The organism is Peristeroidobacter soli (genome assembly GCF_004138485.1).
GTDB classification, from domain to species: Bacteria; Pseudomonadota; Gammaproteobacteria; order Steroidobacterales; family Steroidobacteraceae; genus Steroidobacter; species Steroidobacter soli.
The window spans coordinates 1716668-1729311 of sequence record NZ_ML142848.1 but is presented as its reverse complement, the minus strand read 5'-3'; the positions used below and the strand labels follow the sequence as shown (position 1 = coordinate 1729311).

Here is a 12644-nt window from a genome sequence, read left to right as displayed (position 1 = left end):
CAGGATCAAGCGGGGAGTCGCTGCGGCGCCGTTCGCGCATCGCGAGCCGCGAACCATCTTCCGATCAACAAACAGAAGGCGGCTGCGCCGACTCCCAGCAGGCTCGCCATGACGAAGAACTCGGCATAGATTTCCTTGATCTGTATGTCGGAGCTGCCCTTGGGGACGGCGCCCAGCGTCGCGAACAGGCCGGCACACAGATTGCCGATCGAGAACGACAATTGCAGCAGCCCCATGCCTACGCCTTCCAGCGGCTTCGGCAGCGTCTTGCCGACCATGGCGTAGGTGAGGGGTGCGATACAAAGCTCACCCACCGTGATCAGCACATAGCCGGCGACCACCCATTTCAAGTCGACACGCCCGGCGCTGGCGACGACGCCAGTCGTCAGCACGAGGAATCCGATGGCCATCAGAGCAAAGCCGACCGCGAACTTGGTGGTGGTCGCCGGATCCACACCTCGTTCGCGCAGCGCCGCCCAGGCCATCGCGAGCAGCGGTAAGACGACCAGCACACAGATGCTGTTGAGGGAGAGCAGTTGAGGGGCGGCGAACGTTGCGCCGAAGAAGTCACGATCGACCAGGCGATCGGCAAACAGATTGACGGACAGCGAGAATTGTTCGAACAGGATGACGAACAGCGCCGGCACGGGCATCACCGCGAAAAATCCCCAAACGGCGGCTGTCGCCTCGTTGCCATGGGCTTTCGCCACGGTTAGCAGGTACACCGCGCCGAACATCAGCGTCGCTGCCAGGAGCATCGCTAGCACGACGCCCTGTTGAATGAGCAACGCGGCCAGCGCGATTGCCGCAGCGACGCTCGCATAGATCCCCAATCGATGTCGCAGCGTGATAACGCGCGGTGTGGCGCTCTCGTCCTGTTCGGCACTCACGATGTGTCGTCTTCCAAGGACCAGTACGAGCAGGCCTGCCGCCATGCCCAGCGCCGCGGCGGCGAAGCCATAGGCCCATCCATAACGGCTGCTCAAATAGCCACACACCAGCGGCGCGCTGAAGCTGCCGATGTTCACGCCGATGTAGTACAGGTAGTAGCCTGTGTCGCGCCGTGGATCATCGCGTCGATACAGTCCGCCGATGAGGTTCAGCACATTGGGTTTGAGCAGACCCGTGCCGACCGCGATGACCGCGAGCGAGCCGCAGAACATGTCGAAGATGGCTTCCGGCTGCAGCAAGCCTCGGCCGCCGAGGAAGTTTTCCAGCGCCAGTCCCAGATGCCCGACCATGATCAAGCACGCGCCCACGATCATCGGCTCCTTGGCGCCAAGCCAACGATCCGCGATCAAACCGCCGAACACCGCGGTGGCCAGGACCAGAGAAGCGTAAGACCCGAACAGCACCGCGGCCTCGGCGTCTCCGAGCGCAAACGTCGCGATCAGGTAGAGCACCAGGAACGCGCGCATGCCCTGGTAACTGAACAGCTCCCAGATTTTGAGCGCGACCAGTACGGCGAGTCCGCGGGGATGATTCAAAAACATCGCTGCCGATGGGCGCCCCATGCTCGGTTCCGGTATGACTAATTATCGATACGGTATCGAGTTTTAGACCGGCCGGCAACCGCGATCATCTATACTCCGCGCCACAGACCGCTCATCGAAGAGCGTCATTCGTTACCAACGGATGTTCCATACATGCCCAAGACACGTTCCCGAACCCGCGTTGCCGCTCGCGTACGGCGTCCCTACACGCAGGAGCGCGGCGAGATCAGGCGCAAGCTGCTGCTCGATACGACGGTGCAACTGCTGAGGGAGCGACACGTCGAGGAGATCACCTACCAGGACATTGCCCGCGCGGCGGGGATGCCGCTGGCCTCTTGCTATCACTTCTTCCCCGGCAAGATGGAACTGCTCGCCGCGCTGATCGATCACGCCGGCCATTGGTTCGCGGAGGTGACATTGACGGCACTCAACGCACCGGCCGAATCGTGGAAACAAATGCTCGAGCGCCTGATGGATGCGCTGGCGAGCAACTACAACGAAGACCTCGCCTTCGCGCAGCTGTTCTCGGCATGGAAGATCTCGCGTGCGGTCTATCCCGCGCACGACCAGGCTTATCAGCAACAGGCCGAGCGCATGCTCGCCGCCATCGACCGCCAGTTCGAGCGGCCGAAGCTGGACAACGCAGTCGAGATATTCACGTTTGCCACCCGCGTCGTGGATGCAGGGTTCCGGCCCTCTCTGGAGCTGCACGGGCGAATCACTGACTTCCATCTCGCCGAAGCCAAGCGCGCGGTCGTGTCTTATTTGCTCAACTACCTGCCGCCCGTGTTGCCTCGACGTGGTGTACCCAGTGCTCCGCCCGGCGAGCCGGCGGGCCGCGCCTGGTCGCCTCCGCCGCACGCACGGAAAGCAAAATCCGCCGGAAAGCGCTAGGCAATCGAGCTGGTCCGCGCGGTGGGTGACTCCACCGAACCCACCGGGCCCCTGGCGTGATCCTCGGGATAGGAGCTCAGCAGCGCCAGGCTCGCGATTTGAATGACGGCAGGGATGATCGCCAGCCCGTAGCGGATCGCGTCCAACGTCGCGGCCGATTGCACTGTCGTTGCCTCGCTGGAGGCGACGTAGCCGGACGATGCCAGCAACGCCGCTGCAGTCGCCGGCCCCAGCGCCAGGCCGATCTTCTCGCAGGCGGTCCAGACGCCCGAATACAAACCTTCGCGTCGCACGCCGGTTTCCCGACAATCGCGCTCGATGATGTCGGTGACCAGCGCGAATGGCATGAGTTGCAGAGCCGCGTATGCGATTCCACCCGCTGCAAACTGCATGTAGAGCAGTGCGTGCGGGTACTCCGGCGAGACGAACATCAGCGGCAGCATCAGCAATCCATGCGCGGCCGAAGCGCTCATCAGGCAGCGACGTTTGCCCCAGCGTCGCGACATGCGATACCACAACGGCATGCTCAGGATGCTGGAGCCGATCAGCAGCAGGAACAGCACGCCGACCATGGATTCGTCCTGCCCCAAATGCCGAGCGATCGCATACGGCAGCAAGGCGCCGAATGTGCCCAGTGCAATCGTCTGTAAAACGAACACAGAGATCAGGCGTGTGAACGACCGGTTGTTCGCGATCGAACGCAGTTGTGTTCGCAGCGGCAGGTGCGATGCTTCTGGCGGTTTTCCTGCGGCCGCCGCGTGAGTAGCGAAGAACGTGCACAGCATCGCGAGAGCGCAGGCGGCGCCGACGACGACTGACATGTGCGCATAACCTTCGCGACCGCCGCCGAAGTGCGTTACGAGCATGGGCGAGATTGCCGATCCCAACACGATGCCCGTCATCACCAGGCTCATGCGATAGGTCATTACGCGCGTTCTTTCGCTCGAATCGGGGCTCATCTCCGCGGGCATCGCGACGTAGGGCACGGCGAATATCGAGTATGCGGTAGCGCTGGCGGCAAACACCGCGGCGACGTAGAGAAATCGACTGAACACATCGCTGAAATCGGGGACGCGAAACAGGAATACGAAAGTCAGACTCATCCCCAGTCCGCCGACCAGCAGCCAGGGCCGTCGTCGTCCCAGGCGCGAGCGCGTACGGTCCGACAGCATGCCGACGACCGGGTCGATGATCGCGCCCCACAGCTTCGGCACGAGCAGCGCGACCATGGCCCAGGCGGACGGAACGCCCAGGATGTCCGTCATGAAGTACAGCAGCAGCAGCGCGGGAACGGTTGAATACACGCCCGTTCCCAGCGATCCAATCGAATAGCCAAGCAACAGCCGCCTCGGCAGGCGCGTGACGCTCGACGATTCGCTCATGGCGCGACCGCGCTCGTGCGCCGACAAGTGGATGAGGTTGCTTTGCCGATGACTGATTGCGTCAGCCGGTCTCGCATCGCCGCCATGCGCGCGTTGCCATAGTCCTTGCCGTCCGTGTTGATCTGGAAAGCGACGGCTAGGCAGTGCTCGGGATAAAACACGAGATCCGAACGATAGCCCGGATACCAGCCGCTGTGACCGTACGCGAGCCCGGCGGGGCTCGCGAACACGACTGTGCCGAGTGCGTATCGCGGCATGTCTGCATCGTTGCGAGCCGGAATGCCCGTGACGAGATCAGTTACATAGGAACCCTGCAGAGCGCTGCCGCCATAGAGGTGCCATGCCCAGCGGGCGAGATCGCGCGGTGTCGTTACAAAGCCTCCGCCAGTCCATTCCGATGCTGGGTTCCAACGCAACACGCCGGGCTTTTCGAGCGTGGTCGAGGGCAGCGGAAAACCCATGTCGGGCGCCGGATATCCCTGCACCAGGCCGTCGAGCGCGCGCCGCTCGGCTGGCGCCGTTCCATCCAGATGCAGTGGCCGTAAGAAATAGTCGGCGACCAGATCGTAATAATGGCGGCCGGAGACCTGCTCGATGATCAAGCCGACGAGGAGATAGCCGGTATCGGTGTAGCCATGCCGTGTGCCCGGCGCGAAGCGCGGTTTCGAGTCGAGTACGTACGATATCGATTGCTCCGGCGTGAGCGCACTGTCCGGCTCCGCGAGCATCGCTATTGAGTCGCGAGCGAAAGCTTCGGTGTACACGTGGTCGATGAGTCCCGAGGAATGCATCAGCAATTGTCGAGTGGTGATGCGCGCGCCCCCGGGCAGGCGTGAGAACCAGGCGCGCTCGCCGAGATAGCGGCTGATCGGCGCATCGAGGTCCAGTTTACCGTCATGCGCCAGATGCAACGCCGTCGCTGCCGCGAAGGTCTTGCCTGTGCTGCCCGACATGAATCGCGAGTCCGGCTCGACCGGCGCTTGCGTTTCGCGATCGGCCAACCCGCTCACCACGACTATCTCGGTGCCATCGGCGAACTTGAACGCAGCGGCAGCGCCGGGGAAGCCGTACTCCTTTCGCAAGGTGTCGAGCGTCTCGACCGCGGCTTTGTCCGGTGCCTTGGGAGCTGGATCTGCAGCAACCGCCTGAGCGGTGAATGTCCAGCCGGCCACGAGGCAGGCGTGCAAGCAATGGTGGATGAGGCGCATCGGAATTCCAGAGAGCCAAACCCGATGTTTCATCCAGTATTGGGGTGCTGTCAAGCCGGGCCGTCTGGCATCTCCGGTGCGGACTGGCGCCATATGGCGCTTCGGCGGTCGATCTCGGTGCGGAAACGTGACACTAGAAATTCGAAACTACATCGAGTATTAATACGCCACACTGGCAATAACTAGATCGGGGAGCGGGTTCGCATGCACACATTCAAGCCCATCGCACTGTCCAGCCTGATGGTTGCGGCGCTGGCATCGCAGGCCGTGGCCGAGGACATCGAGATCGAGACCATCGTGGTCACGGCCCGCAAGGTCGAAGAGCAGGCCAAGGATGTGCCGATTTCGATCACCGCCATTTCTCAGGCGGACATCCAGGCGCGCGGCGCGCAGCGCTTGTCGGATCTGCAGTACGCCGTTCCCAACATGGTGTTCAGCGCCACCGAGACGTCGATTCAGCCGGAAGTGTCCATTCGCGGCATCAGCATTCCTCAGCGCAACTTCGGCATCGAAGCCGGTTATGGCGTGTACGTGGATGGCGTGCTGGCCGGCAGAGCGGCATCGGTCAACCAGGACCTGCCCGACGTCGCGCGTGTCGAAGTGCTGCGCGGTCCGCAAGGAACCTTGTTCGGCAAGAACACGATCGCCGGCGCCATCAATATCGTCACGCGCGCGCCCGACGAGCAGTTGCGCGCCGAAGTAGCCCTGTCGGGTGGTGACTTCGGCAAGCAACGCGCCGAGGCCTACCTGAGCGGGCCGCTGAGCGAGGATACGCTGTTCGGCAAGATCAGCGCCTTTCACAACGAGCGCGACGGCTACTTCGACAATCTCACGACCGGTCGCGCTCAGGGCAACGACGATACGACGGGTGTGCGCGGCGCGTTGCGTTTCACGCCGACCGATCGGCTCGATGTGACGTTGAGCGCCGATTACACCGATCAAAAGGCGCGTGACTACCAGAACGAGCTGGTTTCCCTCAGTGCGGCGCCGGGCGCACAGGGAACGTTCAATCTGTTCAATTCGATGTTCCCGGCGCTCGCCCCCGGTGAGCGCACCGTGATGGAAGGTTTCGATCGCGGCACCGAGCGGGAGCTCGGCGGCGCCGCGCTGACCGCGAACTATGAATTCTCCAATGGCTTCAAACTCACCTCGGTCACCGGCTACCGCACCAGCGACTCCATTTTCGGCCGCGACTTCGACGGCGCTGCGGCGGATCTGCTGTTCTTCGATATCCACGTCGAAGATGAGCAGCTGACTCAGGAGCTGAGAATCGCCTCGCCCCGCCTGGGCGCGTTCGACTTCGTCGCCGGCCTGTACTACTACGATCAGAGCATCGACAGCGACCAGGCGCTGCGCTCGGGCGCGGACTGGGGCCAGGTCGCACCGTTTATCGGCTTTCCCAATTTTGCCTACGGCACCGCGACCACACGGCAATTCGGCACCATCGACACCCGTGCCTATGCCGCCTTCATCAATGCCAACTGGCACGTCACCGAGCGCGTGACCATCAACGCCGGCGCACGCTATACGGAGGAAGACAAGGACTTCTTCTTCAACCAGACCTCGGTCAACCCGGCCTATCCGAACATTCTCAATCTTCGGGACAGCTTCTCCCCGAGCGATGTTTCTCCGACCGCCAGTGTTCTGTTCCGCGCCACCGACGCAGTCAATCTTTATGCCACTGTCGGTCGCGGCTTCAAGAGCGGCGGCTGGAACGCGGACTTCGTCACCAGCACGGACCTGGACTTCGGCGACGAGACGGCGACCAACTACGAAGCGGGCTTGAAGAGCGTGTTCTTCGGCGGGCGCCTCAACGCCGAGCTGGCCGTGTTCCGGCTCGATTATCGAGATCTGCAAGTCAATCAATCCGTGCCGCTGGGCGGTGGCATCTTTGCCAACGTCACGACCAACGCGGGCGAGGCCACCAGCGAAGGCGCGGAGTTGTCACTGAGCGGCATTCCGGCCAAGGGGCTGTGGCTCGGCCTGAACGTCGGCTACACCGACGCGAAGTACGACGACTACACGGTCGGCGTGACGGATTACTCGGGCAACACGCTGCCGTTCGCACCTGAGTGGACGGTCAGCACTTCGCTCGATTACTCGCGGACTCTGGGCGCGGGCGGCACGGAAGGGTTCTTCCGATTCGACTACGGCTACCGTTCGAAGTCGTTCACGGCGGCCAACAACAATCCGAATTCGATGACGACGGTGATCCGGCAACTGGACGCGCGACTCGGTGTACGGCGCGGCGCCTGGGAGCTGGCACTGTACGGTCAGAACATGCTCGACGAGGATAATGTGCGTCTCGCCTACCAGGGTTCATATTCTTTGATCGGACTGGTGCCGGCCGCCATCGGAGAGACTCGAACCTACGGCGTGCCGCGCAACTGGTCGCTCCGCTTGAGCTACCGCTACTGAGCCCACGCATGAAGATCGAGGATCTGCTGGAACGCGAGCGCCTGGCGTTAGGCAAGGAACTGGGGCCGAGTCGCTGGCGCGACGTGCGTCAGTCCGACATCGGCGACTTCGGCCGCTGCACTTACGATCCGGATCCAATGCATGTGGATCCAGAGTGGGCACGCACTCACAGCCCACTGGGCGGCACGATCGCGTTCGGCTTCTGGACGCTGTCGATGACCACCGCGATGTTGCACGAGCTGCACGGCGGTCAAGACGGCGGCCAGTACGAAAATATCGATCACGCCGATCTGATCGGTATCAACTACGGCTGCGACCGGTTGCGCTTCATCGAGCCGGTGCCGGTTGGCGGTCGCATTCGTGCGCGAGCGACGCTCGTGTCAGTCGAGGCGGTGGCTGTGGACCGGTTATTACGCAGCATCGATGTCACGGTCGAGATCGAGCACAAGCAACGTCCCGCGCTCGTCGCTCGATGGCTTTCGATGACACTGCTGCCGCGACATTCGATGTCGCTGGCCGGCTTGCGACCCACGCCGTCCAATTCTTAGTATCACCATGTTTCATTCTCGCGATACCCTGTTCGGCGCCTTGCTGGACGTGGCACAAAGTCACGCGCACGTCGAAGCCATCGTGTGCGGCAGTCGGCGCCTCACGTACGCTCAATTGAGAACTGAAGTCGAGCGTGTCGCACGCGCCATGCTCGCCTCCGGCGTCAAGCATGGTGACCGCGTGGCGATGCTCGCTACGACGCGCCTCGAATTCTTCACTGTGTTCCTGGCCACCGCCTCTATCGGGGCCATCTGGGTGGGACTCGGCATCCGTAACCGGCTGGACGAGCTGCGTTACATCGTCGCCGACGCCGAGCCCGATCTGCTCATTGGTATCGATGAGTTCGAAGGCCGCGACTACCGGCCGGAGCTCGTGGAGTTGCAGCGCGGCCAGGCTTCCATCCGCGAACTGATCGTCCTCGGCGCCGTGACCGATGGCTTGGCATACACCGACTGGATTGCGCGTCACACCACGGTATCCAATGAAACATTTGTAGCCGCGGCACGCACTGTAGTGCCCTCCGATGCGGCGCTGCTCGTCTACACGTCCGGAACGACGGGCAAGCCGAAGGGCGCCGTGCTTTCGCATCTGGGGCTGGTCGCTGGCAATCGCGCTCAGCTATCGCGTGTCGAAGGCCTGCGCCCGATCGCGCTGTGCGCGTTTCCGATCAATCATATTGCCTGTGTCGGCGATACCTGCGTCGCGAACCTGCTGGCGTCCGGCACCACCATCCTGACCGAACGCTTTCGCCCCGAGGAGCAGCTCGAGCTCATTCAACGCGAGCGCGTCAACATCTGGGGCGGCATTCCGACGATGGTACAGATGACACTGGATCTGCCGAATTTTGCCCGCTATGACTTGTCGTCCATTCGGCGCGCAGGGTGGGGCGGCAGTCCCATGCCGAGTGGAATGATCCCGCGGATGCGCGCTCTGACGCCCGATCTTTATAACGTTTACGGGTCCACCGAGACGACCGTCAATGTGACGTGGACCGATCCTGGTGCCTCGGATGAGGTGCTGGCGAATACCATCGGACGACCGCCGCCGGAATTCCACTGCCGCATCGTTAGCGACGACGGGGCGCTGTGCGCGGTCGGTGACAGTGGCGAGCTGCAATTCCGTTCACCGACCAACATGTTGGGCTACTGGCGCCGGCCCGAAGCTACGCAGGCAGCATTCACCGCGGATGGTTGGCTGCGCACAGGTGACATTGGCTATTGGCGCGAGGACGGCAACATCTCGCTCGTCGGCCGTCGTGCTGAGATGTTCAAGTCCGGAGGATTCAATGTCTATCCGCGCGAAGTGGAACTTGCGCTCGAGACACACCCGCAGGTGGCATTGGCGGCGGTGATCTCGCAGCCCGATCCGCTTTATTCCGAAGTCGGCAAGGCGTACGTCGTCGCCACGGCGGGCGCCAGTCTCGATAGCAGCGAGCTGAGCCGCCATGCACGCGAGCGGCTGGCCAACTACAAAGTGCCCAAGATCATTCAGATCGTCGCCGAGATTCCCGTGCTGGCCAATGGCAAGATCGACAAGCAGGCGCTGCGCGCCGCGAACGCCGTATGAAGACGCTTGCTGAGTGCGCAACACCGGCGCTGGTCCTGGATCGCAACAAGCTCCAGATCAATGCGAAGCGCATGCTGGATCAATGTCACCGGCGCGGCACCCGCCTGCGGCCGCATATGAAGACGCTCAAGTCCATCGAAGCCGCTCGCTATTGCATCGACCCGCAACACGGCGGCATCGCGGTTTCGACACTGCGCGAGGCGGAATACTTCGCAGCTCTTGGCATCACGGACATCCAGCTCGCGGTCTGCCTGCCGCCCGACAAGCTGCTGCGCGCCGTGCGAGTTCCCTCGCGGAAATTCAGCTTCTTCGTCGACAGCATCGCCACGGCTCGCGCGCTTGCCGCACTGGCTGCGTCCGACCGCCATTGGAATATCTGGATAGAGATCGATTGTGGAGAGCATCGCACCGGCGTCGCGCCCGACGATCCGCTGTTGCTGGAGATCGCGCACTGCCTGTCATCGGTGCGGAACTTGAGCATCGAAGGTGTGGCGACGCATGCCGGGCAGGCGTACGCGGTGCATGAGCCTGCCGCCCATGCGCGTATCGCAGAGGTGGAGCGTGCAGCGCTTCTCGAAGCCAGGCAACGTTTATTGCGGGGTGGCTGCGATGTTCGTGGCGCCAGCGCGGGTTCGACGCCGACGGCTGCGCATGGCGAGAACTTCGACGGGCTCAGCGAGCTGCGGGCCGGCGTGTACATGGTCGGCGATTTGTTTCAGGCCGCCATCGGCACGGTGCCGATGGCAGACGTCGCGCTCAGCGTGCTGGCCACGGTCATCAGCCACAACCGACGTAGAAATCAGATCGTGATCGACGCGGGTGGCCTGGCGTTATCGAAGGATCGAAGCACGGCGGAGCTTCGCGACGGTGACGGCGGTTACGGAATCGTCGCTGACATCGAGGGGCAGTTGTCATTCGGGCGAATGTCTGTTCGTGACGTTCACCAGGAGCACGGTGAGATTCGTAGTGCAACGCCTTTGCCCTTCGAGCGGCTTCCAGTAGGTTCGCGAGTCCGGATATTTCCGAATCACGCCTGCATGACCGCCGCGATGTACGACAGCTATTGGGTCGTCGCGGGAGGCGCCGGCGTCGTCGATCGTTGGTCGCGCGTCAATGGCTGGTCCTCGCCGACTGTCGAGCAAGCGATGGAGTCCGCATGATTCTGAGCGATGAAGAGTTGTTCGCAAGCGCCGAAACTCAGCAGGCGCGCATGACCGCGCGTGACTATTCCTCCGTCGAGCTGACGTGTGCGTACTTGCAACGTGTCGAGACCCTTAATGGGGAGCTGCGTGCGTATGTGGCGGTCGATGCGGACGCGGCTGTCGCACAAGCCGAGCAGGCCGATAAGCGTCGTCGCTCCGGCGATTGCAGCCCGCTTCTGGGTGTACCCATTGGTTTGAAGGACATTATCGATACCGCGGATCTGCCAACTACCTATGGTTCGCGAGTGTTCGAGGGGCGACGGCCTGCGCTCGATGCAACGGTCACGAAAAGACTTCGTGCGGCAGGCGCCGTGATCCTCGGCAAGACGAACACGTTCGAGTTCGCTTTCAACGGGCCGAGTCCGTTGTTTCGTGACGCACGCAATCCCTGGAAGGCGCGTCATGTCGCAGGCGGTTCGAGCAACGGATCGGCGGTCGCGGCGGCGACGGCACTTGGAACATTGAGCATCGGTACCGATACAGCCGGATCGATTCGTAACCCTGCTTCGTATTGCGGCGTCGTTGGCTTGAAGCCAACGCACGGGCGCGTGAGTACGCGAGGTGTCGGCGAGCTCGCCGGCTCCATGGACACAGTCGGGCCTATGACGCGATCCGTTGCGGATGCCGCGACTGTGCTGGCAGCGATTGCCGGACACGATCCCGACGATCGACACTCCAGTGAGCAACCAACGCAGGATTACGTTGCGACTCTGAAAGCGGGTGCTCGCAACGTGGTGCTGGGAGTGCCGCGTGCGTTCTTTGAGAATTGGCTATCGGGCGCGGTGGAGGCGAACTGGCGTTCCGTGTTGGCCGAGCTGGAAGCGGCCGGCGCGCAGCTGCGCTACATCGACCTGCCGGATCTCACGCGCTGTCTCGAGCTATGGCTCTCCATCACGGCGCCGGAGGCGAGCCGTTGGCACGCCAAGACGTTTCCTATGCGACGCGATGATTACGGCCCGGCCGCGCTGGCGGGATTGACGCATATGCAAGGGTCGCTCGGTGTCGACTACATTCGTGCGCTCGATCGACGGCATGCGCTCAGGCGCGCGCTGGTGGATGCAATGCGCGACGTGGACGTGCTCATCGTGCCGACCACGCCTACGACTGCCTTCTCTTTCGAGGCAGCGAAGGCCGGAAAAGTCAGCTCACGCACGGACCTGTCCATTGCCGATGCCACTACCGGCTTGACGATTCCTTTCAGCGTCACCGGCCAACCGGCACTCGCCGTACCCACGGGCCTCACGGCCGATGGGCTACCGCTGTCGGTGCAGGTCGTCGGCCGCCCGTTCGACGAAGCTCGTGTGCTTCGCGTCGGCCACGCCATCGAACAGTTGGTCCGCTTCAGTTATCGGCCGCCGCGGCCGCCCGCAGCGACGAGCGCAGCGTGATGTGGAAGTTGATCGAGGCGGGCCAGGAAACAGAGGAACAGCGGACGCTGCTCGCGCGCACACCGCCGATCAATCTATTCCGCTTGCTCGGTCACCATCCGCCGCTGGCTGCCCGAATCGCCGCGCTCGGCGCACAAGTCATGAACGATGAAGTGGCATTGCCCGCTCGCGTGCGTGAGCTGATCGCGCTGCGCGTTGGCCGGCTGTTCGGCAGCGCTTATGTCGAAGGGCAACATCGCCGGGTCGCGCAACGGCTGGGGATTCCCGACTGCGACATCGTTGGATGGCTCTTGGGCCTCCCGGCCAGCGACATCGATCTGGATCAGCAACTGCTGCTGCGTGCCGTGGAGTCGATGGTGACGGGCTTTGCACTCGAGCCGAACGACGTTGCAGCGATCGAGCTGAGGTGGGGCGATTCCGGACTCATCGCCATCGCGGTTACAGTCGGCTATTTCACGATGTTGTCGCTCATCACGCGTGCTGCCGGGCTCGAACTGGAGTCGCCGCGAGACGTGTAGTGGGCGAGCGAAGTCGGATCGGCCGG

10 protein-coding genes are annotated in these 12644 nt (G+C 62.9%); 7 read left to right on the top strand and 3 right to left on the bottom strand.

The genetic code is table 11. From position 1 onward, the window contains the following. Positions 1-5 precede the first annotated feature (5 nt). Positions 6-1514, bottom strand: coding sequence for a peptide MFS transporter (locus EKO19_RS07205; protein WP_129775659.1), 1509 nt, complete (start codon positions 1512-1514; stop codon positions 6-8). A 132-nt stretch (positions 1515-1646) separates the two neighbouring features. Between EKO19_RS07205 and EKO19_RS07200 the strand changes: the two genes are divergently transcribed. Further along, a complete protein-coding gene (locus tag EKO19_RS07200; protein WP_129775658.1) occupies positions 1647-2387 on the top strand; it encodes a TetR/AcrR family transcriptional regulator in 741 nt (246 codons plus the stop codon). On the opposite strand, the gene EKO19_RS07195 is transcribed toward EKO19_RS07200, so the two are convergent. Continuing rightward, entirely contained in the window at positions 2384-3769 is a 1386-nt protein-coding gene (locus EKO19_RS07195; RefSeq protein ID WP_129775657.1) for an MFS transporter, read from the bottom strand. The genes EKO19_RS07200 and EKO19_RS07195 overlap by 4 nt on opposite strands. Beyond that, a complete protein-coding gene (locus tag EKO19_RS07190; RefSeq protein WP_157995153.1) occupies positions 3766-4977 on the bottom strand; it encodes a serine hydrolase domain-containing protein in 1212 nt (403 codons plus the stop codon). The genes EKO19_RS07195 and EKO19_RS07190 overlap by 4 nt, the downstream gene beginning before the upstream one ends. Before the next feature lie 204 nt (positions 4978-5181). On the opposite strand from EKO19_RS07190, the gene EKO19_RS07185 reads away from it, so the two are divergent. From EKO19_RS07185 to EKO19_RS07160, 6 genes are read left to right on the top strand one after another with little or no spacing between them, the layout of a single operon-like run. After that, a complete protein-coding gene (locus tag EKO19_RS07185) occupies positions 5182-7395 on the top strand; it encodes a TonB-dependent receptor (RefSeq protein WP_129775655.1) in 2214 nt (737 codons plus the stop codon). Positions 7396-7403: 8 nt separating this feature from the next. After that, positions 7404-7943, top strand: coding sequence for a MaoC family dehydratase (locus EKO19_RS07180; RefSeq protein WP_129775654.1), 540 nt, complete (start codon positions 7404-7406; stop codon positions 7941-7943). Between the two features lie 7 nt (positions 7944-7950). Further along, a complete protein-coding gene (locus tag EKO19_RS07175; protein WP_129775653.1) occupies positions 7951-9510 on the top strand; it encodes a class I adenylate-forming enzyme family protein in 1560 nt (519 codons plus the stop codon). After that, positions 9507-10670, top strand: a complete 1164-nt coding sequence (locus tag EKO19_RS07170; protein ID WP_129775652.1) for an alanine racemase — start codon at positions 9507-9509, stop codon at positions 10668-10670. Before EKO19_RS07175 ends, EKO19_RS07170 begins: the two co-directional genes overlap by 4 nt. Further along, positions 10667-12100: an amidase gene (locus EKO19_RS07165; RefSeq protein ID WP_129775651.1), complete on the top strand. Its 1434-nt coding sequence runs from the start codon at positions 10667-10669 to the stop codon at positions 12098-12100. The genes EKO19_RS07170 and EKO19_RS07165 overlap by 4 nt, the downstream gene beginning before the upstream one ends. Further along, on the top strand, positions 12100-12618 hold the full coding sequence (locus tag EKO19_RS07160; RefSeq protein WP_246038856.1) for a carboxymuconolactone decarboxylase family protein: 519 nt from the start codon (positions 12100-12102) through the stop codon (positions 12616-12618). Before EKO19_RS07165 ends, EKO19_RS07160 begins: the two co-directional genes overlap by 1 nt. Positions 12619-12644: the final 26 nt, after the last annotated feature.